Genomic DNA, 23,308 nt, shown 5'->3' with positions numbered 1-23,308 from the left:
CGTTTTCCAGGCCATTCACTTCCATGCGCCTCCCGGCCGGCCCCGCCGGGATTGCCGCCTGTCCTCACAGGCCACTACGAGGCGGGCGGCCACAGCGTGGCCGCCCGGTGTCTCACCAGCCGAAACCGGCGCCGACGCCTACCGACTTGTCGTCGCCGCTGAACGCACCGCCCAGGGTGATCGTGGCGCGTTCGCTGAGCGCACGCTGGTAGCCGACCGACAGCGCCGACTCGCCGCTCTGGAAGCCCACGCCGACGCCGACCCGGTTGTCGGTGCGGATGCCCGCCGCGCTCGTCGCCATGTTCAGCATCGCCGCGTTCATCGCGCCCTGGCGATCGATGCGGCGGTCCTGGCGACGGAAGCGATCGTCGATCTCGCCCTTGTAGCTCTCGAAGGTGTCGGCCATCGCGGCGAAGCGGCTGTCGGTGTAGCTGTTGGCGCTGGCGATGCCGCTGTCCAGCTGCGCCTTGTTGACCGCGTCGGTGGAGCGCGTCCCGGCGGCGACGTTGGCGATCTGGCGCTCGTTGCCGGCGCTGCCGACCGAGACCGTGTTGGCGCGGTCGGCGACCGAGCCCTGGCCCAGCGCCACCGCCCCCTGCGCGGTCACCGACGCGCCCTGCCCGAGCGCGGTCCCGGAGGCCGCGCTCACGCTGGCGCTCTCGCCCACCGCCACCGCATTGGTCGCCGCCGCCGCGATGCCGGCATTGGCGCCCACCGCGGTACTGCCGTCGGCGTTGACGCGCGCATTGCTGCCGATCGCGGTGTCGTTGGGCCCGTGCGCGTAGGCGTTGCCGCCGATCGCGGTGCCGGTCGCGTCGTTGGCCTGCGCGGCCGTACCCAGGGCGGTGGACGTGGCGGCACTACTGCCAGTCGACGGCGATGCGGCATCCGCCGTGGCCTGCACGCTGGCCACCTGCGCGGTCTCGACCGGTGCCTCCACCGACGCGATCCGCGCGCGCAGCGATGGTGCCGGTGCGCCGCTGCCCGACGCGGTGCGCGTATCCAGTTCGCTGACCTTGCGGTCCAGCGCGATCAGCGCGGCGCCCACGTTGTTGTAGCTCGCGCCCTGGATCACGTAGGTCGGCGCGACGAACACGCCCTGTGCGCCCAGCGCAGCGCCGCCGCCGAGGAAGCTGGCGACGTTGCCGAGCGACTGGAACAGCTGCCCGCCGTTGATCGCATCGGTGCTGCCGGCCGCGAGGTTGCCGGCGCCCACGTTGACGATGCGGCGCGTGGCCGGGCCGCCGTTGCCGGTCCCGTTGCCCACCGATACCACGTTGGCTTCGTAGGTGCGCGCGCCGGAACCCAGCGCGACCGAATCGGCGCCGCTGGCACCGGCATTCGCGCCGAGCGCCACGCCGTTCTTGCCGCCGCGGTTGACGAACGCGTTGTAGCCCACGGCCGCGCCGTTCTCGCCGAGCACGCTGGTCTGCCGGCCGATCGCGGTACCGTTGTTGCCGACCGCGGTACTGCCGACGCCGAATGCGCTGCCGCCGATGCCGGACGCGGTGCTGTCGGCGCCGACCGCGGTGCTGCGCGCGGCGCTGGCCACGGCGCCGGCACCCGCGGCGGTGCTGTCGGTGCCGCTGGCGACGGCGACGTCGGCGCCATTGGCCTGGAAGCCGTTGCTGGTGGCCTGCGCGGTCGTGGCGACCGCATCGAGCTGGCGCTTGGTGACCGCATCGCTGGCGTCCACCGCGTCGCCGACGTTGGTGACCCGGCGCGTGGCCGGGCCGCCGGCACCGTCGCCGCTGCCGACCGATACCGTATCCGCCACCGTCGCGCGCGAACCGGTACCCAGCGCGACCGAATTGGCCGCGGCCGCGCTGGCGTTGGCGCCCAGCGCGGTGGCATCGGCGCCGCTGGCATAGGAATTCCAGCCGATCGCCGTGGTGTAGTCGCCGGTCGCCCAGGCGCCCGCGCCCACCGCCGCCGCGCCGATGCCGCTGGCGCGTGCCGAGACCAATCCGAGCGCGGAACCGCCGACCACCACGCTCTCGTCGCCCGTGGCCTCGCTGAACTCGCCCACCGCCACGCTGCTGGCGCCGCCTGCGGTCGCCGCCACGCCGACCGCGGTGGCGTAGTCGCTCGATGCCACCGCACCGTAACCCAGCGCCGAGGACAGGTAGCCGGTCGCTTCGCTGTAGCCGCCCAGCGAGGTCGAACCGATCCCCGAGGCCGCGCTGCGGAAGCCCACCGCCGTGGCCTGGTTGTCGCTGGCCGTGGCCTCGTTGCCGAGCGCGGTGGTGTAGGTCGAAGCCGCCTGTGCACCGGCGCCGGTCGCGGTCGCGCCGACCTCGGTGGCGACGGCGCCACTGCCGATCGCACTGCTGTTCTCGCCCAGCGCCTGCGCGTTGCTGCCCAGCGCCGCGGCGTTGGCGCCGCTGGCCAGCGCATCCAGGCCGACCGCGGTGGCGCCGTCGGCCAGTGCGTTCGCCCCGCTGCCGTAGGCCGACGCGCCCGCACCGATCGCGTTGCTCGCCTCGCCCGCCGCGGTCGCGTTGTCGCCTTCCACATAGGCACCGGCATCGCTGTCGGCGCTGCCGCTGGCCTTGAAGTATTTGTCGGTGGCCTGCGCCACCGCCGCCACTTCGTCCAACTGCGCCACGTTCACCGCGTCGGTCGCTTCCGTGCCGGCCGCCACGTTGGTGACCTGGCGCTCCGCACCCGCTGCACCGACCGAGACCGTGTTCGCGCGATCGGCCACCGAATTGGCGCCGAGCGCGACCGAGTTGGCCCCACGCGCGGTGCTGTAGAAGCCCACCGCCGTGCTCATCTCGCCGCTGGCCCAGGACTCGGCGCCCAAGGCGCTGGCGCCCGCCCCCGGCGCGTAGGCGAAGTAGCCCAGCGCGGTCGCTTCCAGGCCGGACGCCTCGGTCAGCGTGCCGGTCGCGGTGCTGTAGTCGCCGGAAGCGATCGCACCGGCACCGAGCGCGGCCGACGCTTCGCCGCTGGCCTGGGTGGACACGTACAGGCCCAAGCCCGGGATCAGGTCGACCGGCCCGCCCAGCGCGACGCTGCTGGTGCCGGTCGCGGTGCTTTGCGTGCCCACCGCGGTGCTGAAATCGCCGATCGCATTGGCGACCGCGCCGAACGCCGAGGCTTGCGCCCCGGACGCATATGCGCCGACGCCGTAGGCCGACGCGGCGAAGCCCGACGCATCCGCGCTCGCGCCGACCGCGGTGCCGCCGATGCCCGCGCTGGTCGCGCCGGTCTCCACCGGCACGCCGCCGTTGGTGATCAGCGGATCGCCATTCTCGTCGACCGCATTGCCGCCGACCGCGACCGCGGCCGGCCCGGTGGCCTGGGCGTTCTGGCCGAACGCGGCGCTGTTCTGTCCCGATGCCAGCGCGTTGTAGCCGACCGCAGTGGCGCCGTCGGCCAGCGCATTGGCGCCGCTGCCGAGCGCGGACGCGCCGATGCCGATCGCGTTGCTCGCCTCGCCGGCCGCAGTCGCGTCGTCGCCCTCGACGTAGGCCCCGGCGTCGCTGCCGGCACTGCCGCTGGCCTTGAAGTACTTATCGGTGGTCTGCGCCACCGCCGCCACTTCGTCCAACTGCGCCACGTTCACCGCATCGGTCGCTTCCGTGCCCGCCGCGACGTTGGTGATTTGCCGTTCCGCACCGGCTGCGCCAACCGACACCGTGTCGGCACGGCTCGCCACCGAGTTGGCGCCGAGCGCGACCGCGTTCGCGGCCGAGGCGCGGCTGTTGCTGCCCAGCGCGGTCGCATCCTGCTGCAGCGCGAAGGCGCTTTCGCCCAGCGCCGTGGCATTGGCGCCGCTGGCATAGGAATTCCAGCCGATCGCCGTGGTGTAGTCGCCGGTCGCCCAGGCGCCCGCGCCCACCGCCGCCGCGCCGATGCCGCTGGCGCGTGCCGAGATCAGCCCGAGCGCGGAACCGCCGACCACCACGCTCTCGTCGCCCGTGGCCTCGCTGAACTCGCCCACCGCCACGCTGCTCGCGCCGCCGGCCGTGGCCGCGACGCCGACCGCAGTGGCGTAGTCGCTCGATGCCACCGCACCGTAACCCAGCGCCGAGGACAGGTAGCCGGTCGCTTCGCTGTAGCCGCCCAGCGAGGTCGAACCGATCCCCGAGGCTGCGCTGCGGAAGCCCACCGCCGTGGCCTGGTTGTCGCTGGCCGTGGCCTCGTTGCCGAGCGCGGTGGTGTAGGTCGAAGCCGCCTGCGCACCGGCGCCGGTCGCGGTCGCGCCGACCTCGGTGGCGACGGCGCCATTGCCGATCGCACTGCTGTTCTCGCCCAGCGCCTGCGCGTTGCTGCCCAGCGCCGCGGCGTTGGCGCCGCTGGCCAGCGCATCCAGGCCGACCGCGGTGGCGCCGCCGGCCAGTGCGTTCGCCCCGCTGCCGTAGGCCGACGCGCCCGCACCGATCGCGTTGCTCGCCTCGCCCGCCGCGGTCGCGTTGTCGCCTTCCACATAGGCACCGGCATCGCTGTCGGCGCTGCCGCTGGCCTTGAAGTATTTGTCGGTGGCCTGCGCCACCGCCGCCACTTCGTCCAACTGCGCCACGTTCACCGCATCGGTCGCTTCCGTGCCGGCCGCCACGTTGGTGACCTGGCGCTCCGCACCCGCCGCACCGACCGAGACCGTGTTCGCGCGATCGGCATGGGAACCCTGCCCCAGCGCGACGCTCCCGGCCGCTTCGGCGGTGGCATCGGCGCCCAGCGCGACGGTGTCGTCGGCATACGCGGTGCTGTAGTTGCCGACTGCCGTGCTGTTGGCGCCCGGTGCCCAGGCCGCACCGCCCACCGCGGTGGAGTAGTCGCCGGAAGCCTCGGTCGGCAGGAAGCCGGCCAGCGCACCGCCGACCGCGACGCTGTTGTAGCCGCTGGCGATGCTGCCCTGGCCCGACGCGGTGCTGTAGTCCCCGGAGGCGGCCGCGTCGCCGCCCAGCGCGACCGCGCCCGAGCCGGATGCGGTGCTGAAGTTGCCTACCGCGGTGCTGTTGAAGCCGCCCGCGCTGGCATAGCCGCCCAGCGCGGTGGCGTAGTTCGCGCCCGCCTGCGCGCCGAAGCCGAATGCCGCCGCGCTGGTGCCGGCGGCGATGCTCTCCGCGCCGATCGCGGTGCTGAGTTCGCCCGAGGCGGTGCTGTAGTAGCCGTGCGCGGTGGATTCGGTGCCGGATGCCTGGCTCAGCGCGCCCACGGCCGCCGCCGCGGCCCCGCTGGCGACCGCGCCGGTACCGGTGGCGACGCTGTGCTCGCCGGTGGCCTGGCTGCCGGCACCGATGGCCACCGCGTTCTTGCCGGAGGCGTTGGCGCTACCGTCCACCACGCAGCTGTCGATGATGCTGCCGCCGAGCACGACGCAGTTCTGGTTGCCGCCGACTTCGACCGATTGCGCCATGGCCGCGCCGGGCGTCCCCGTGGCGAGCACCGCGGCCACCGCCGCGGGCAGTACCAGGCGACCGCGGCGCGTCGTCCCCCCTTGTGCCACCTGTCCCCTGCTGTCGCCGCTGGCCAGTTCCGAGGCCACGGTCCACAGACCCAGCGATGCGTTCCAGACCTTGCGATAAATCCGATTCATCGACGTCTTGCTCCTTCGAATAGGCTGGTTTTTTTGGTGAAAAACTCACCACCGCACGGCAACTTCCAGCCATGCGATCCCCCTGAGGTTGTCCGGCGGCACGGCCCGTTCGCTTGTCTTTGCCAAAGCTGGACGTCTTTTGCGAACTCCGTCAAAAAATGAACAGAAGCAAACCGTGCGGCGTGGTCCCAGTGTTAACAGCGGCAAAAAGTCGCGTCAAGTTTTTGACGGATTTCTCAATAAAAACGAGAAAAATCAACGATTTATGCAAAAACGGCAACTTCCCGGTAATTTCAATCAAAACAATCACCTAAGACACGAACAGCCCATTCCTGCCATGCGGCGCACAAAAAAAGCCCGCCGGGACGGCGGGCTTTCGTGGCGGATGGAACGGCGATCCGGGACGATCAGCCGCACCAGACCCGCGCGTTGCGGAAGATCCGCAACCAGGGCGAATCCTCGCCCCAGCCGGCCGGCGACCAGCTCAGGTTGATGCTGCGCGGGGTGCGTTCCGGGTGCGGCATCAGGATCGTGGCGCGGCCATCGTCCGTGGTCAGGCCGGTGATGCCGTCGGGCGAACCGTTCGGGTTGAGCGGATAGCGGGTGGCGACGTTGCCCTCGCCATCGACGAACCGCAGCGCCACGCGCGCGGCGGCCTGGTCGACGGCGTTGTCGAACTCGGCGCGGCCCTCGCCGTGCGCCACCGCCACCGGGATCCGCGAACCGGCCATGCCGCGCAGGAAGATCGACGGCGACTCCACCACTTCCAGCAGCGAGGTGCGCGCCTCGAACTGCTCGCTGCGGTTGCGCAGGAAGCGCGGCCAGTGCTCCGCGCCCGGGATGATGTCCTTGAGCTGGCTCAGCATCTGGCAGCCGTTGCACACGCCCAGCGAGAACGTGTCGGCGCGCGCGAAGAACCCGGCGAACGCATCGCGCAGCGCCGGGCGCTCCAGGATCGAGGTCGCCCAGCCGCGCCCGGCCCCGAGCACGTCGCCGTAGCTGAAGCCGCCGCACGCGGCCAGGCCGCGGAAGTCGCGCAGGTCCACGCGGCCTGCGATCAGGTCGCTCATGTGCACGTCGAAACTGTCGAAACCGGCACGCTCGAAGGCGTTGGCCATCTCGATGTGGCTGTTGACGCCCTGCTCGCGCAGGATCGCGACCTTCGGCCGCACGCCGGTGGCGATGTACGGCGCCGCGACGTCCTCGGCCGGGTCGAAGGCCAGCTTCGGCTTCAGCCCGGGCGCGTTGAAGTCGCGCGCGACCTCGCGCTCCTCGTCGGCGCTCTCCGGGTTGTCGCGCAGCTTCTGCATCGCATGCGTCACCGACCACCAGGCGTCGAACAGTTCTTGCCAGCTCCACTCGGCCAGGGTCTTGCCCTCGGCGCCGACGCGGATGCGCGGGGCGGCCACCGGACGAGCGATGCGCTGCGCGCATTCGGTCAGGGCATGGCGCTCGACCAGGTCGGCGAACGCGGCGCGGTCCTCGGCGGCGATCTGCACGATCGCGCCGAGTTCCTCGTTGAATAGGCTGCGGAAGGCGTCGTCGCCCCAGCCGTCCAGCACGATGTCCAGGCCGCGCCGGGACGCGAACGCCATCTCGCACATCGCCGCGAAGGCGCCGCCGTCGCTGCGGTCGTGGTAGGCCAGCAACAGGCCGGCCTCGCGCGCGTCGCGGATCAGCTCGAAGAACGCGCGCAGGCGCTGCGGATCGTCCAGGTCCGGCACGTCGCCGCCGAACGCCGGCAGCGCCTCGTCGCCGGCATGCACCTGCGCCAGCACCGAGCCGCCCAGGCGCTGCTTGCCGCCGCCCAGGCCGATCAGCCACAGCTCGCTGTCTTCCTCGCGATCCAGCAGCGGCACCAGCTGGCGGCGCGCGTCGGCGACCGGGGCGAAGGCCGAGATCACCAGCGAAACCGGCGAGACCGACTTGTGCGCGACGCCATCGGCCTGCCATTGCGCCTGCATCGACAGCGAATCCTTGCCGACCGGGATGCTCACGTCCAGCGCCGGGCACAGTTCCATGCCCACCGCCTTGACCGCGTCGAACAGCAGCGCATCCTCGCCGGGATGGCTGGCCGCGGCCATCCAGTTGGCCGACAGCTTGACCGTGTCCAGCGCCTCGACCGGGGCGGCGCACAGGTTGGTGATCGCCTCGCCCACCGCCATGCGCGCGGCGGCGGCCGAGTTCAGCAGCGCCAGGGGCGTGCGCTCGCCGATCGCCATCGCCTCGCCGGCGAAGGTGTCGAAGCCGGCCAGGGTGATCGCGCAATCGGCCAGCGGCAGCTGCCACGGGCCGATCATCTGTTCGCGCGCGGTCAGGCCGCCGACGCTGCGGTCGCCGATGGTCACCAGGAAGCTCTTGGCGGCGACGGTCGGGTGCGCCAGCACCCTCAGGCCGGCCTGGTGCAGGTCGAGCCCGGACGTATCCAGCGCAGGCCAACGCGGCGCCGGCGGATGCGCGGTATCGCGGTGCATCTTCGGCGGCTTGCCGAAGAGCACGTCCATGGGCAGGTCGATGGGGTGAGCATTGCCGCGCGGCTCATCCGGACGCCCGGCGAGCTTCGCCGGGCCGGGTGTGCCGGACGCGGGGCCGTTGCCGTAGACGGATTCGACCGTCGCCCCATACCCCACCACCAGCCGCTCCTCGGCCGTGGCCACGCCGACCGCGGCGAACGGGCAGCGCTCGCGCGCGCAGATCGCCGCGAACTCCTCGAGCCGGTCGGCCGGCACGCCGAGCACGTAGCGCTCCTGCGATTCGTTGCACCACAGTTCCAGCGGCGACAGCGACGGGTCGTCGGTCGGCACCCTGGCCAGGTCGATCACGCCGCCCACGCCGGAGTCGTGCAGCAGCTCGGGGATCGCGTTGGACAGGCCGCCGGCGCCCACGTCGTGGAAGAAGTGGATCGGGTTGTCCGCGCCCAGCGCCACGCAGCGGTCGATGACTTCCTGGCAGCGCCGCTCCATTTCCGGGTTGTCGCGCTGCACGCTGGCGAAGTCCAGGTCCTCGGTGCTCTCGCCGGAGGCCACCGAGCTGGCCGCGCCGCCGCCCAGGCCGATCAGCATCGCCGGGCCGCCGAGCACGATCACCGCGTCGCCCGGCTGCAGCTTGATCTTGTCCACCTGCACGCGATCGATCGCGCCCAGGCCGCCGGCCAGCATGATCGGCTTGTCGTAGGCGCGGGCGATGCCGTCCTCGGCCAGCTCGAAGCTGCGGAAGTAGCCGAGCAGGTTCGGCCGGCCGAACTCGTTGTTGAATGCGGCGCCGCCGAGCGGGCCGTCGAGCATGATGTCCAGCGCCGACGCCATGCGCGGGTTCAGCGCGCGCGGCGCCTCCCAGGGCTGCGGCAGGGTCGGGATGCGCAGGTGCGAGACGCTGAACCCGGTCAGGCCGGCCTTGGGCTTGCCGCCGCGGCCGGTCGCGCCCTCGTCGCGGATCTCGCCGCCCGCGCCGGTGGATGCGCCCGGGAACGGCGCGATCGCGGTCGGGTGGTTGTGGGTCTCGACCTTGATCTGGAACGCGCTCGGCACCACCGCCTCGCTGCGATAGCGGCCGGTCTTCGGATCGGGGCGGTAGCGCGCCGCCGGATGGCCCTCGATCACCGCCGCGTTGTCGCTGTAGGCGCTGAGCGTGTGCTGCGGGGTCTGCTGGTGGGTGTGCTTGATCATCCGGAACAGGGACCGGTCCTGGTCCTTGCCGTCGATGGTCCAGCTGGCGTTGAAGATCTTGTGCCGGCAGTGCTCGGAATTGGCCTGCGCGAACATCATCAGCTCGACGTCGGACGGATCGCGCCCCAGCTCGGCGTAGCGCGCGCGCAGGTACTCGATCTCGTCGGCCGCCAGCGCCAGGCCGAGGCGGGCGTTGGCCCGCTCCAGCTCCGCCAGCGGGATGCGCTCCACCGTGCCGCGCGGCAGCGCGGTGAACAGCGCCTGCGCCGCGTCCGCGCTGTCCAGCAGCGACTGGGTCATCGGATCGTGCAGCAACTTGCCGAGCGCAGCCTGCTCGGCCGCATCGGCGGGCCAGCCCAGCAGGTCGACGCGCATGCCGCGTTCGACGCGCTTGATCGGCTGGCCGGCGCCGCGCACCAGCTCGGTGGCCTTGCTCGACCAGGGCGACAGCGTGCCCAGCCGCGGCACCACGAAGCGCGACTGCGCCGCATCCGCGGGAACGACCGGCTCGCCTTCCGCCTGCAGGATGCGGCGCAGCGTGTCCAGCCCGGGCGTCCGGCCGGGCTCGGGATCGATGAAGTAGACGTGCCAGGCGCCGGCGATGCGCAGGTCGGGAACGACGGACTGCAGGCGGGATTCGAGCCGGGCGAGACGGAACGGCGACAGGGCGGTTGCGCCCTCGAGGACGATCATCCGGGAAACCGTGGAGGTAACGGGCCGGCTATTGTACCGGAGTCAGCCACGCCCCTCGCCTTGAGCCCCTCTCCCCGAAGCTTCGAAACCCCTCTCCCTCCGGGAGCGGGGTTGGGGTGTGGGGGCCCGGGGGCGGAGCCCCTGGGCCACGTCCAAGCTACGCGAGGCTTCGGCCGTACCCGCACCGCCCTTCGAGCCCCTTCTCCCGCGGGAGAAGGGAAAAGCACGGATCAGCGGCCGCCGCCCGCGCTCGCCGCCGCTCGCTTGTCCAGCGCCGCGCGCAGCTGCGCCGGCGGCAGGTAGCCGCCCAGCTGGGTGCCGTCCGGGGCGAAGATCGCCGGGGTGCCGTTCACGCCCAGGCGCTGGCCCAGGTCGTATTCCATCGTCACCGGGTTCTTGCAGCTGCGCGCCGAGACCGGCTGGCCCTGCTTGGCGGCGGTCAGCGCCTGCTTGCGGTCGGCCGCGCACCAGACCGAGACCATGTCCTTGTAGTCCTGGCTGCCCAGGCCCATGCGCGGGAATGCCAGGTACTCCACCGCGATGCCCTGCTTGTTGAGCTCGGCGATCTCGCTGTGCAGCTTGCGGCAGTAGCCGCACTCGATGTCGGTGAAGACGCTGATCGTGTACTTCGGGTTCGGCGGCGCGAACACGATGCGGTCGGCCTTCGGGATGGCCTCCAGCTGCTTGCGGCGATAGGCGAGCAGGCCTTCGCTGGCGGCGAACTGCTTGTTCTGGATGTCGAACGGCTGCGCCTGCATCAGGTAGCGGCCGTCGTCGGACACGTACAGCACCTGGCCGCCCACCACCACCTCGCGGAACCCAGGGAACGGCGCGGCACCGATGTAATCGGGCTTGAAATCCGGGTCCAGCGTGGTCAGCGCGGCGCGCACCTTCTGGTCGGCCGGACCAGCCGGGGCGACCGGGGCGGCGGCCGGTTTGGCGGTGGCGGTCCCCTTGGCGGGGGCCGGGGCAGGCGCCGAGGACTGGGCGCAGGCGGACAGGCTCAGGGCACCCAGCAGTGCGGCGATGGCGAAACGAAGCATTCGTGCATCCGGAAGCGACGGTTGCGCCGATTCTCGCACAGCGACGATGAAGCGCGGCCCCGGGCGCCGGCCCTATCCGCGCGGGTGGTGACGGCGATGCAGGTTCTGCAGGTGCTCGCGCGCCACCAGCGTGTAGATCTGGGTGGTCGACAGCGAGCTGTGGCCGAGCAGCATCTGCAGCGCGCGCAGGTCGGCGCCGCGATTGAGCAGGTGGGTGGCGAAGCTGTGCCGCAGCCCGTGCGGGCTGATCTTGGCCGGGTCGATGCCGGCGGCCGCGGCATAGCGTTTCACCAGCGCCCAGAACGCCTGCCGGGTCAACGCGTGCCGCGCGGCGTCGATGAACAGCGGCACCTGCTTGTTGTCCATTGGCGGCACCGGCCTGCCCGCCGCCAGCGCCGGCCGCGCGCCGTCCAGGTAGCGCTGCAGCCAGTGCTGGGATTCCTCGCCCAGCGGCACCAACCGGTCCTTGCTGCCCTTGCCGGTGACCCGCAGCGCCCCCTGCCGCAGGTTGACCGCGCCTGCCGGCAGTTCGACCAGCTCGCTCACGCGCAAGCCGGCGGCGTACATCAGTTCCAGCATGGCCCGGTCGCGCAGGCCCAGGGGCGTGGCGATGTCCGGCGCCGCCAGCAGCGCGTCGACCTGGCTCTCGGTGAGGGGCTTGGGCAGCGAACGCGGCAGCTTGGGCGGTTCCAGCAGCGCGGTCGGATCGTCGCCGCGCTCCCCGTGCAGCAGCTGCCGGCCGAAGAACGCGCGCAGCGAGGACAGCAGGCGCGCATTGCTCTTGGGCGAATAACGTTGCTCGAAGCGCCAAGCCAGGTAGGCCGACAGCAGGGCGCGATCGGCGCCGGCCAGCACGCCCGTTCCCGAGGCCGTCCCTGGCGCGACCTCCTCGGCTTGCGGACACGCCGGCCCGGCCATCCCTGGCCGGGCGCTCGCCGGCGCGCGAGCCAGTGGCTCGCAAGCGCGCCAGCTCGCCCAGCGCGCGAAGCCCTCCAGGTCGCGCCGGTAGCTGTCCAGGGTCTGCCGGGCCAGCCCCTGCTCGGCCCAGATGGCGTCCAGGAAGCGCTGGATCGCGCGCGCGTCCTCATCGCGCAATTCGGGCAACTGCGAGGCGAACTGGCGGCGCTCGGCCGGGGTCGATGCGGTCATGCGCACAGCTTAGAGCGGGCCGTGCGCTTGGCAATCGCGGGATGCGCGACCCGCCGCGGCGACCCGCGCTCCCGCGGCGCCGCACGCGCGGGCGCGAGCTGCCGGTATGCTGCGCACCGCATGCAGACCACCTCATCGCCCGATCTCCCCGAACGCCCCCGCAGCCTGGTCGGCTGGCGCCTGCTCGCATTGGCCTACGACGCGTGGCCGGTCGTCGCGTTGTGGATGCTGGTCGCGGTGCCGTTCACGCTCGGCTACACCTTCCTCGGCCACCACGATCCGCACCAGAACATCGCGCCGTTCTCGCTGCTGAGCTGGCTGCTGTGGGCAAGCTGCTGGCTGGTCACGGGCCTGTACGCGACGATCAGCTGGCGCCGCGGCGGGCAGACGCTCGGCATGCGGCCATGGCGGTTGCACCTGGTCGACGGGAAGCGCGCGGGTCCGGTGGCCTGGAAGGCGCTGTGGCTGCGCTACTTGGTCGGCACGCTGTCGCTGCTCGCCGGCGGACTGGGGTTCTGGTGGGCCTGGCTGGACCGGGAACGGCTGGCCTGGCACGACCGCGCGAGCGGGACCAGGCTGGTCCGCAGGCCCAGGCAGAAGCGCCCCTAGGTCCGCACGAGGCAGGGCCCTGCAGGCCCCCGGGTCAACTGCTGCGCCGCCGGAACAGCCAGCCGGAAATCAGCAGCATCATCACCGGCGACAGCGCGTAGGCGATGCGGTAGTCGAGTTTCAACGCGCCCGCCATGCGCCCGAAGAACAGCTGCAGCAGCCAGAAGCCCAGCGCGAACAGCACGCCCAGGAACAGCCGCTTGCCCATGCCGCCGCTGCGCAGCGAGCCGAACGCGAACGGCACCGCCGCCAGGCACAGTGCCAGCACGTTGGCCGGATAGAACCAGCGGCTCCAGTACTGGTCCTCGTAATCGCGCGCATCCAGACCGTTGCGCTGGCGGTACTCGATGCTGTCGTGCAGCTCGCGCACGGACAGGTTGCGCGGCCGCGACAGGCCCGCCGCCAGCGCCGCCGGGTCCAGGCGCGAGTTCCACGGCAGCCGCTCGAACGTCTCGCGCTTGACCGAACGGGGCTCGAAGGTATCCCGGCGCACGCCGTGCAGCACCCAGCCGGAGGACACGTGCTCGGCGCTGACGGCATAGGTCAGCGTCTCCAGCCGCCCGTCGTCGCCGACCTGGTACAGCCTCACGTCGTGCAACTGCAGCGAAGTGCCGCCGGATTCGCCCAGCTTCTCCTCGCCGCCCTGGGCATTGAGGAAGGTGTCGCCCTCGCGCGCCCACAGCCCGGAATAGCGCGCCGTGGCCATGTTGGTGTTGTACTTGGCATTGGCCTTGAGCACGTCGGCCTGGTTCTGCGCCCACGGCGCCAGCGTCTCGCCGTTGACCACCATCGCGGCGGTCAGGATCGCGATGGTCGCCGCCACCGACAACCCGAGCCGGCGCCGCGACAGGCCCAGCGCGCGCAGCGCGGTCAGTTCCGAGGTCGCCGCCATCTGCCCCAGGCCCATCAACGCGCCGATCACCGCCGCGGTGGGGAACAGGTTGTAGGCGTTGCGCGGCACGCCATAGGCGACGTAGGCGACGGCATGGGCGAAGGTGTAGCTGCCCTTGCCGATGTCCTTGAACTGGTCGGACACGCCCATCATCACGAACAGGCCCACCAGCACCGCCCAGGTGAGCAGCACCGTGGTCAGCACGGCGCGGCCGACGTAGATATCGTGGATGCGCGGCAGCAGCTTCATGCGGCGCTCCGCGGGCGGCCCAGCCGGCCATCACGGGCATACAGCCAGATCGCCAGCGCCAGCAGCGGCAACGTGAGCCACCACAGGCCGGCCCCGGCGGGAATGCGCCCGTCGGCGATCCAGCGCGCGCCGATCGTGGACAGGTTGCTGCCGACCACGTAGCCGAGGAACGCCAGCATCATCCGCCCGTAGCGCTGCTGCCGCGGGGCGCTGCGCGACAGCGGCAGGGTCATCAGGGCGAACGCCAGCGCCAGCAGCGGCGGCGCGATGCGCAGGTGCAGCTGGGCCTTGGCTTCCGGCCGCGGGTCGGCGACCAGGCGCGGGGTGGACATGATCTCGGGATCGTTCGCGTCCTGGCTGCCGGCGCTGTCGGGCAGGGCCGATTCGCTGACCGCGAACCGTATCAACCGGTAGTCCAGCCCGGCCTCGCCGGCCGGCCCCTCGACCCGGTAGCCGTCGTGCAGGCGCAGGAAGCGGTGGTTGCGGCCCTCCAGGTAGACCTCGCCGCGCTCGGCGGTGACCACGTCCAGGCGGCCGTCCTTCTCGCGCTGCATGAACACCTTGCCGAGCTGCTTGCCGTCCTGGGATACCGTATTCAGGTAGACCACGCCCCCGCCCGACAACGACGTGAACTGGCCCGGCTCCAGCCCGGCGATCACCACGCTGCGGTTGGCGTCCTCGATCATCCTGGCCGAGGTGGCGCTGGCCCATGGCCCCAGCCAGAGCGAGCAGAGGCCGGTGACCAGCACCAGCGGCAGCACCAGCATCAGGATCGGCCGCAGCAGCCGGCGCGGGCCGACGCCGATCGAGGTCAGCACCGCCATTTCCGAGTCCCGGTACAGCCTCGCCAGCGCCAGCAGCAGGCCCAGCATCAGCGCCAGCGGCAGGATCAGCGGCAGGTAGCTCACGAACTGCAGGCCGAGCTGGGACAGCAGCAGCCGCGCCGGGATGCCGCCGTCGGCGATCTTGCCCAGGATGTCCACCAGCACGCCGCCGACGCTGACCACCAGCAGGACGATCAGGGTGGCCAGGAAGCTCTGGGTGAAATCGCTCAGCAGGTATCGATCGAGCTTCGGCATGGGGTGGGGTTGATTTAAACTCTCTGATTCGTTCGCGGTACCGGGCAGCCTGCCACGCCCGGCGTAGACGGTCCGCGATTGTACGTACTTGCCGACGGAATCTGATCAATGGCCCTGCAATTCACCCTGAACCAAGCCGCCCCCGCCAGCGCGGAATTCGACTGCGTCGTGGTCGGCGCGTTCGCCGACGGCACGTTGTCGCCGGCGGGACAGGCGCTCGATGCCGCCAGCGGGGGCCGCATCAAGGCGCTGTCCGCGCGCGGCGATCTCGCCTGCAAGACCGGCGCCAGCACCCTGCTGCACGACCTGCCGAACGTCGGCGCCCCGCGCGTGCTGGTGATCGGGCTGGGCGACGCCGCCAAGTTCGGCGTGCCGCAATACCTGAAGGCGGTCGGCGACGCGGTGCGCGCGCTCAAGGGCGCACCGGTCGCCAAGGCGCTGCTGACCTTGACCGAGCTGGCCGTCAAGGGCCGCGATGCCGCCTGGAACGTCCGCCAGGCCGTCGCCGCCGCCGACCACGCGGCCTACCGCTACACCGCCACGCTCGGCAAGCGCAAGCCGGAGGAGCGCGCACTGGCCGAATTCGCGCTCGCCGGCGACGATGCCACGGCGCTGGCGCAGGGCATCGCGATCGCCGAGGGCGTGGAGTTCGCCCGCGAGCTGGGCAACCTGCCGCCGAACATCTGCACCCCGGCCTACTTGGCCACGCAGGCGCAGGCCTTCGCGGCCGCGCACGAGGGCGCCGAGTCGGAGATCCTCGACGAGCAGCAGATGGAGGCGCTCGGCATGGGCTCGCTGCTCTCCGTCGCGCGCGGCTCGGCCAACCGCCCGCGCCTGGTGGTGCTGAAGTGGAACGGCGGCGGCGACGCCAAGCCCTACGTGCTGGTCGGCAAGGGCATCACCTTCGACACCGGCGGCGTCAACCTCAAGACGCAGGGCGGCATCGAGGAGATGAAGTACGACATGTGCGGCGGCGCCACCGTGATCGGCACCTTCGTCGCCGCGGTCAAGGCGCGCCTGCCGCTCAACCTGGTGGTGGTGGTGCCGGCGGTGGAGAACGCGATCGACGGCAATGCCTACCGTCCGTCCGACGTGATCACCAGCATGTCGGGCAAGACCATCGAGGTCGGCAACACCGACGCCGAGGGCCGCCTGATCCTGTGCGACGCGCTGACCTACGCCGAACGCTTCGAGCCGGCCGCGCTGGTCGACGTGGCGACGCTGACCGGCGCCTGCATGGTCGCGCTCGGCCACCAGGCCACCGGCCTGATGAGCAAGCACGACGACCTGGCCGAGGAACTGCTGGCCGCCGGCGAGCACGTGTTCGACCGCGCCTGGCGCCTGCCGCTGTGGGACGAGTACCAGGGCCTGCTGGACTCGACCTTCGCCGACGTCTACAACATCGGCGGCCGCTGGGGCGGCGCGATCACCGCCGGCTGCTTCCTGTCGCGCTTCACCGAAGGCCAGCGCTGGGCGCACCTGGACATCGCCGGCAGCGCCAGCGACGAGGGCAAGCGCGGCATGGCCACCGGCCGGCCGGTGGGCCTGCTGACGCAGTGGCTGCTGGACCGCGCCGCGGGCGGCGCGGCGTGATGGGTGATTCGTGATGGGTGATTCGTAAAAGCACCATGCCCATCGCCCCTGTCACTCGCTGCTGGCCGTGAACCGCTTTTGCGAATCACGAATCCCCAATCACGAATCACGGCTTCTCCCATGCCCCGCGCCGACTTCTACCTGATCGCCAAGCCGCGCTTCCTCGCCGAACCGCTGCGGCTGGTCTGCGAGCTGGCGCGCAAGGCCTACGACAGCGGCCAACCGACCCTGGTCCTGGCCCGCGACCAGGCCCAGGCCGAGGAACTGGACGACCTGCTGTGGGCGTTCGACGACGATGCCTACATCCCGCACCAGATCGCCGGCAGCGACGAGGACGACGACATCACCCCAGTGCTGATCGCCACGCCCGACAGCGACACGCCCTCGCGCCCGCTGGTGATCAACCTGCGCGACGCCGCCTGGGAAGGCGCCTGCGAGCGCGTGCTGGAAGTGGTGCCCGCCGACCCGGCCGCGCGCGAACCGCTGCGCGAGCGCTGGAAGCAGTACAAGGCGCGCGGCCTCGACGTGAACAAGTACGACATGTAGCCGAGAAGCGGGGATTCGGGATTGGAGATTCGGGATTCGCAGAAGCGTCCCCTCGTCCCGACATCCCGCTCCTGCGAATCCCCAATCCCGAATCCCGATCCCGCCCCAATGACTTCCCTAGCCCCCAGCTACGAACCCAAGTCCTTCGAATCGCGCCTGTACGCAGAGTGGGAGGCCGCCGGCCGCTTCAAGCCGTCCGGCAAGGGCGAGCCGTACACGATCCTGCTGCCGCCGCCGAACGTGACCGGCACGCTGCACATGGGCCATGCCTTCCAGCAGACCCTGATGGACGCGCTGGTGCGCTACCACCGCATGCGCGGCTACGACACGCTGTGGCAGGTCGGCACCGACCATGCCGGCATCGCCACCGAGATGGTGGTCAGCCGCAATCTCGCCGCCGAGGGCAAGGGCGAGACCCGCGATTCGCTGGGCCGCGAGGGCTTCATCGCCAAGGTGTGGGAATGGAAGCAGCATTCCGGCGACACCATCGAGCGGCAGATGCGGCGCCTGGGCACGTCGGCCGACTGGTCGCGCAGCACCTTCACGATGGATCCCCAGCCGTCGGCGGCGGTGACCGAGGCGTTCGTGCGCTGGCACGAGCAGGGACTGATCTACCGCGGCCAGCGCCTGGTCAACTGGGATCCGGTGCTGCAGACCGCGATCTCGGACCTGGAGGTGGAGAACGTCGAGGAAGACGGCTTCCTGTGGTCGATCCGCTATCCGTTGTCCGACGGCGGCGGCGAGCTGGTCGTGGCCACCACGCGCCCGGAAACCATGCTCGGCGACACCGCGGTGATGGTGCATCCGGACGACGAGCGCTATGCCCACCTGATCGGCAAGACCGTGACGCTGCCGCTGACCGGGCGCGAGATCCCGGTGATCGCCGACGACTACGTGGACCGCGAGTTCGGCACCGGCGTGGTCAAGGTCACCCCGGCGCACGACTTCAACGACTACCAGGTCGGCGTGCGCCATTCGCTGCCGATGATCAACCTGTTCACGCCCACCGCGGCGATGAACGAGAACGCGCCCGAGCGCTTCCGCGGCCTGGACCGCTACGAGGCGCGCAAGCTGGTGCTGGCCGAACTCGAGGAACAGGGCCTGCTGGTCGAGGCCAAGCCGCACAAGCTGCAGGTGCCGCGCGGCGACCGCACCGGCCAGGTGATCGAGCCGTACCTCACCGACCAGTGGTTCGTGAAGATGGACGGCCTGGCCAAACGCGGCCTGGAACTGGTCGAGTCGGGCCAGGTGAAGTTCGTGCCGCCGAACTGGATCAACACCTACCGGCACTGGATGGAGAACATCCAGGACTGGTGCATCAGCCGCCAGCTGTGGTGGGGCCATCGCATCCCGGCGTGGTTCGACGCGCAGGGCGCGTGCTACGTCGGGCGCAGCGAGGCCGAGGTGCGGCAGAAGCACGGCCTGGGCGCCGACGTCGTCCTCACCCAGGACAGCGACGTGCTGGAAACCTGGTTCTCCTCGCAACTGTGGCCGTTCTCCACGTTGGGCTGGCCGGACGCGCAAGCGATGGCCGAGCGCGGCTTCGAGCGCTACCTGCCGTCGTCGGTGCTGGTCACCGGTTTCGACATCATCTTCTTCTGGGTGGCGCGCATGATCATGGCCACCGACGGCTTCACCGGCAAGGTACCGTTCCGCGACGTCTACATCACCGGCCTGATCCGCGACGCGCAGGGCCAGAAGATGTCCAAGTCCAAGGGCAACGTGCTCGATCCGCTCGACATCATCGACGGCATCACGCTGGACGACCTGCTGGACAAGCGCACGCGCGGGCTGATGCAGCCCAAGCTCGCCGAGAAGATCGCCAAGGCCACGCGCAAGGAGTTCCCGGACGGCATCGCCGCGCATGGCGCCGACGCGCTGCGCTTCACCATCGCCGCGTTGGCCGGCCACGGCCGCGACATCAAGTTCGACCTCGGCCGCGCCGAGGGCTACAAGAACTTCTGCAACAAGCTGTGGAACGCCAGCCGTTTCGTGCTGATGAACACGGAAGGCTTCTCGCTCCCCTCTGCCACCGGGAGAGGGACCGGGGGTGAGGGCAAGGGCGAAGCCGCGCTTTCTCCGAAAACCGATGCCGAGAAGTGGATCCTCTCGCGGCTTGCCAAGACCGTGGCCGAGGCCGAGGCGCAGTTCGCCGCCTATCGCTTCGACCTGCTCGCGCAGGCGCTGTACGAATTCGCCTGGAACGAGTTCTGCGACTGGTTCGTCGAGCTGGCCAAGCCCGCGCTCAACGGCGACGATGCCGCCGCGGCCGACAGCACCCGCCACACCCTGCTGTACGTGCTCGAATCGCTGCTGCGCCTGCTGCACCCGCTGATCCCGTTCGTGACCGAGGAACTGTGGCGCCAGGTCGCCCCGCGCCTGGGCATCGACGCGACCACCATCTCCCTGCAGGCGTATCCGCAGCCGGCCGATTTCGCCGTGCACGGGCGCACGAGCGCCGCCGAAGGCGGGGTGCCGGGAGCGGCCGGCCAGGACTTCGCCGGCGCCGAGGCCGACGTGGAGTGGCTCAAGGCCATGGTCACCGCATTGCGCCGCGTGCGCAGCGAGCTCAACGTGGCGCCGTCCAAGCAGGTCGCGTTGCTGTTGCAGGCCGGCCAGCCGGCCGACCGCGGCCGCGTCGAGCGCTTCGCCGCCCAGCTCAGGTTCCTGCTCAGGCTCGAGCGCATCGACTGGCTGGCGGCCGATGCCGCCACGCCGCCGGCGGCCGCGGCGATCGTCGGCGAGCTGAAGCTGCTGGTGCCGCTGGAAGGCCTGGTCGACCTCGATGCCGAGCGCGCGCGCCTGGACAAGGAGATCGCGCGCGTGGCCGCCGAGAAGGACAAGAGCGAGGCCAAGCTGGCGAAGTTCACCGAGAAGGTGCCGGCGGCGGTGGTCGAGCAGGAACGCCAGCGCCTGGCCGACTGGAGCGCCCAGCTCGAGGGATTGCGCGAACAGCGCGCCAAGCTCTGAGCCGGCTCCATGCGGGAAGGGTCCCCGGTCGCGGCGGGGGTGCCGGTAAAACCTCGTCGCGAGCGATGGCCCCAGGCCACCCAGCGTCGCTCCCATGCATGTATGGATGCGCGAAGCACGAAAGGCCACCGGATGCATTCCGGTGGCCTTTCGCTTCCGGACGGCCCGCCTCCTTACAGCTTGCCCGCGCCCGCCTTGGCGCGGACGTCCGCCGCCACCTGGCTGGCCGGCAACAGGTTGTAGGTGTACGGCGGCGTCCAGCCGATGCTGTTGTTCCAGCTGCAGGTCAAGGCCTTGCCGTTGAGCAGCGAGCCGAAGTCGCGGTACACGCTGCCGCCGTAGTTGGCGGCGATCTTGTCGCAGCTGCTGACGCCGGAGATATCGAACACGTTGTTCTCCGAGAAGATCTTCGAGCTCTTGCCGACGCCGTGCGCGTACGAGAACGGATAGACCGCGTGGCTCGTGCTGCCGACATGGTAGTTGTTGTACAGGTGCACCTGTCCGAACCGCACCCGCGGCGCGCGCGAGGAGATGTTCTCGAACAGCGAGTTGTGGATGGTGACCTTGAGCTTGCCGTCGTCGGTGGTGCGGCTGTCGCTGGAGCCGATCAGGTTGTTCTTCTCGTGCAGCTTGAACACCGTGTAGGAGATGGTCACGTAGTTCGCGCCGTTCTTCACGTCCAGGGCGCCGTCGTGGTGCTGCTTGGGACGGCCGTTGGCGGTGCCGTTCTGGTCGTCGGTGCGGCGCCCGTCGGTGAAGGTGACGTGGTCCACCCACACGTTGCTGGCGCCTTCGATCGTCAGCCCGTCGTACTCCGAATTCCAGTTGCCGGCGCTGCCGTCGTCCGGGTCCCAGACCGGCTCCGGATCCCACGGGTTCTCGATGGTCAGGTTGCGGATGATGACGTCGTTGGCCTTGACGTACATGTAGCCTTCGCGGATCTCCGCATTGGAGGTGATGCCGATGAGCGTGGTCTTGGCGGGGATGTCCAGGCGCGCGCGCGCCTTCATGTCGGCGGTGGTGGTGTACGGCCTGCCCTCGCTGACGTCGATGACGCCGCTTACCTTGATGATGCGGCCGTTGCTGCCCGCGCTCGCCTTCAGCGCGTTCTTCAGCTCCGCGGCGTTGCGCACGGTGTAGATGTCGGCCGCGGCCGCGCGCGATCCGCCGCGGGTGCCGCCGTTCTGCGTCGCCCACCCGGTGGTGGCGATATCGAGCGAAGCGTCCGCCCACGCCGGCTGCGCGGTGGCGAGCAGCGTGCACAGCACGAACGGAGTTGCCGCGATTGCGTATTTCGGTCTCATCGGGAATCCCTCCTCGAGGATTGACGTTGCGAGACGCCGCCACTGCGGCGTCCCGGCCGCTCTGCATGTTTTCGGCGTGCGCACTATTGGCGATATGCCGCGGCGGGAAAAGCGCAGGCAATCAGGATTGCAGAGAACGTCACGCGGACGGTCTCGAGGACAGGGAAACAGGACAGCAACGATGTCCCGCGCCATCGCAGGACAGCACCGGGAAGACCCGCGACGTCAGGAAAAGCCTTCGAAATGCAGCTCCATCGCCATCACCAGCGCATCCTCGCGCCCGTTGTGGGCCGGGTAGTAGCGCGGGCGGCGCCCGATCTCGTTGAAGCCTTCGGACTGGTAGAGCGCCACCGCGCGCGTATTGGAAGGACGCACTTCCAGGAATATCCGGTGGGCGCCGCGATCGCGGACCAGCTTGACCAACGCGCGCAGCAACTGGCGGCCATGGCCGCGCGACTGTCGCGCCGGATCGATGCAGACGTTGAGCACGTGGGCTTCGTCCGCGGCGATGCTGACCATGCCGTAGCCGATCATGTCCCAGCCTTCCTCCACCACCAGGCCCGGATAGCCGGCCTGCAGGCAGTCGCGGAAGATGCCGCGCGTCCACGGGAACGGATAGGCGCGGCGCTCGATCTCCATCACCTCGTCGAGATCGATCTCGCGCATCGCGCGGAACGACAACGGCGCCGGCGCGCCGACCGCGCTCATGGCGAGGACCGCCTGCGCAACGCGCGCAACTGCGGCCACAGCGCGCGCTTGGCGGCCGGGTCGGCGCGCAAGGCGTCCAGCGGCCAGGTCGCCATCAATCGCTGCGTCTCCGGATCGTTCGGATTGCAACCGGAAGCGCGCAGCAGCGCGATCTGCAACCGGTCGGGCAGGCCGACGCGGGCGCGGCGCACTGCCGGTGCCGCGGCGCGGGACGCGGGCATGGCTTCAGGCGGCGCCGCCGGTGCGCTGCGCCGGACCGGTGCCTGGGGCGGCACCCGGGCCTCCGGCCGCTGCGCGCGCGGCGGCCCGGCCTCGCGCACCGGCGCGACCTCGGCGGCCGGTCCGGGAGCGGCGGCGGCCGTGGCCCGGTCGAGGTACACGGTATGGCCCATCGCCTGCAGCCACGACAGCTGCAGGTCGGACCACAACGGCTCGGCCGCGGTCCCGCTCATGCGCTTTCCGGCACCTTGCGCGCGCGCCGCCACAGCCACAGCGACGGCCCGGACAGCGCGTAGAGGATGCCGATCGCGAACAGCGTGCGCGGCAGGTCGATCACCAGGACCGCCAGCACGATCGGCACGAACGCCAGCGCCAGGAACGGGATGCGGTCGCCGCGCGGCTCCTTCGCGCCGCCCTTGAAGCTCCAGAAGCGGATCCGGCTGACCATCAGCAGCGCGGCCACGATCGTCACCCCCAGCGCCACGTAGCGCAGTTCCTCGCCGCTCCAGCCCAGGCTGCCGTCGGCGAAGGCCCAGACGAACGACATCATCAGCCCCGCCGCGGCCGGGCTGGCCAGGCCGACGAACCAACGCTTGTCGACCACGCCGACCTGGGTGTTGAAACGCGCCAGGCGCAGCGCCGCGCAGGCCGCGTACAGGAACGCCGCGGCCCACCCGACCCGGCCCATCACGCTGCCGTCGAACTTCAGCGCCGACAGCGACCAGTGGTACATCACCAGCGCCGGCGCCATGCCGAAGCTGACCAGGTCGGCCAGCGAGTCGTACTGCACGCCGAACTCGCTGCTGGTGCCGGTCAGACGCGCCACGCGCCCGTCCAGGCCGTCCATCACCGCCGCCACGAACACGGCGATGCTGGCCTGCACGAAGTCGCCGTTGGCCGCCGAGATGATCGCGTAGAAGCCCGAGAACAGGCCGGCGGTGGTGAACAGGTTCGGCAGCAGGTAGATCGTGCGCGAACGCGGAGCGGGTCTCATTTCTTCCATCGGCGCAGTTTAATCGACTTGCCAGCCCTGCCGGGGGGTGC

The 23,308-nt window shown here is 70.9% G+C and carries 13 protein-coding genes and 1 pseudogene; 4 read left to right on the top strand and 10 right to left on the bottom strand.

Annotation, left to right across the window (positions count from 1 at the left end; all coding sequences use genetic code 11):
* Nucleotides 1-112 precede the first annotated feature (112 nt).
* From M3M27_RS04070 to M3M27_RS04055, 4 genes and pseudogenes are all read right to left on the bottom strand, one after another.
* A pseudogene (locus M3M27_RS04070) lies at nt 113-5,485 on the bottom strand (ESPR-type extended signal peptide-containing protein); the annotation flags it as partial.
* Between the two features lie 467 nt (nt 5,486-5,952).
* Nucleotides 5,953-9,903 carry a phosphoribosylformylglycinamidine synthase gene (gene purL / locus M3M27_RS04065; RefSeq protein ID WP_434027241.1) on the bottom strand — a complete coding sequence of 1,317 codons (3,951 nt, stop codon included), beginning with the start codon at nt 9,901-9,903 and terminating at the stop codon, nt 5,953-5,955.
* A gap of 230 nt (nt 9,904-10,133) precedes the next feature.
* Nucleotides 10,134-10,946 carry a DsbC family protein gene (locus tag M3M27_RS04060; protein ID WP_140719845.1) on the bottom strand — a complete coding sequence of 271 codons (813 nt, stop codon included), beginning with the start codon at nt 10,944-10,946 and terminating at the stop codon, nt 10,134-10,136.
* Between the two features lie 72 nt (nt 10,947-11,018).
* Nucleotides 11,019-12,095, bottom strand: a complete 1,077-nt coding sequence (locus M3M27_RS04055) for a site-specific tyrosine recombinase XerD (RefSeq protein WP_434027240.1) — start codon at nt 12,093-12,095, stop codon at nt 11,019-11,021.
* Between the two features lie 120 nt (nt 12,096-12,215).
* Here M3M27_RS04055 and M3M27_RS04050 point away from each other — a divergent pair, with 120 nt between their 5' ends.
* Entirely contained in the window at nt 12,216-12,704 is a 489-nt protein-coding gene (locus tag M3M27_RS04050) for an RDD family protein (protein WP_140719850.1), read from the top strand.
* Nucleotides 12,705-12,738: 34 nt separating this feature from the next.
* Here M3M27_RS04050 and lptG read toward each other — a convergent pair whose 3' ends face one another.
* Nucleotides 12,739-13,845: an LPS export ABC transporter permease LptG gene (gene lptG, locus M3M27_RS04045; protein WP_140719852.1), complete on the bottom strand. Its 1,107-nt coding sequence runs from the start codon at nt 13,843-13,845 to the stop codon at nt 12,739-12,741.
* A complete protein-coding gene (lptF, locus tag M3M27_RS04040) occupies nt 13,842-14,924 on the bottom strand; it encodes an LPS export ABC transporter permease LptF (RefSeq protein WP_434027239.1) in 1,083 nt (360 codons plus the stop codon). The genes lptG and lptF overlap by 4 nt, the downstream gene beginning before the upstream one ends.
* Before the next feature lie 108 nt (nt 14,925-15,032).
* On the opposite strand from lptF, the gene M3M27_RS04035 reads away from it, so the two are divergent.
* The 3 genes from M3M27_RS04035 to M3M27_RS04025 all read left to right on the top strand — a co-directional run bounded on the left by M3M27_RS04035 (nt 15,033) and on the right by M3M27_RS04025 (nt 20,033).
* Nucleotides 15,033-16,517 carry a leucyl aminopeptidase gene (locus M3M27_RS04035; protein WP_434027238.1) on the top strand — a complete coding sequence of 495 codons (1,485 nt, stop codon included), beginning with the start codon at nt 15,033-15,035 and terminating at the stop codon, nt 16,515-16,517.
* Nucleotides 16,518-16,637: 120 nt separating this feature from the next.
* Entirely contained in the window at nt 16,638-17,063 is a 426-nt protein-coding gene (locus M3M27_RS04030) for a DNA polymerase III subunit chi (RefSeq protein WP_140719858.1), read from the top strand.
* A 108-nt stretch (nt 17,064-17,171) separates the two neighbouring features.
* Entirely contained in the window at nt 17,172-20,033 is a 2,862-nt protein-coding gene (locus M3M27_RS04025) for a valine--tRNA ligase (RefSeq protein ID WP_434027237.1), read from the top strand.
* A 173-nt stretch (nt 20,034-20,206) separates the two neighbouring features.
* On the opposite strand, the gene M3M27_RS04020 is transcribed toward M3M27_RS04025, so the two are convergent.
* The 4 genes from M3M27_RS04020 to pssA form a co-directional block, all read right to left on the bottom strand.
* Entirely contained in the window at nt 20,207-21,337 is a 1,131-nt protein-coding gene (locus M3M27_RS04020) for a pectate lyase family protein (RefSeq protein ID WP_434027236.1), read from the bottom strand.
* 225 nt (nt 21,338-21,562) lie between these two features.
* Entirely contained in the window at nt 21,563-22,045 is a 483-nt protein-coding gene (gene rimI / locus M3M27_RS04015; RefSeq protein WP_140719865.1) for a ribosomal protein S18-alanine N-acetyltransferase, read from the bottom strand.
* Nucleotides 22,042-22,497 carry an alanine acetyltransferase gene (locus tag M3M27_RS04010; RefSeq protein WP_434027235.1) on the bottom strand — a complete coding sequence of 152 codons (456 nt, stop codon included), beginning with the start codon at nt 22,495-22,497 and terminating at the stop codon, nt 22,042-22,044. The genes rimI and M3M27_RS04010 overlap by 4 nt, the downstream gene beginning before the upstream one ends.
* A complete protein-coding gene (gene pssA, locus M3M27_RS04005; RefSeq protein WP_434027234.1) occupies nt 22,494-23,267 on the bottom strand; it encodes a CDP-diacylglycerol--serine O-phosphatidyltransferase in 774 nt (257 codons plus the stop codon). The genes M3M27_RS04010 and pssA overlap by 4 nt, the downstream gene beginning before the upstream one ends.
* Nucleotides 23,268-23,308 lie beyond the last annotated feature (41 nt).

The organism is Xanthomonas boreopolis, assembly GCF_046529185.1.
In the GTDB taxonomy this organism is placed as follows: Bacteria; Pseudomonadota; Gammaproteobacteria; order Xanthomonadales; family Xanthomonadaceae; genus Pseudomonas_S; species Pseudomonas_S boreopolis.
The sequence above is the reverse complement of the archived record's forward strand: the minus strand, read 5'-3'. Positions and strand labels throughout refer to the sequence as shown.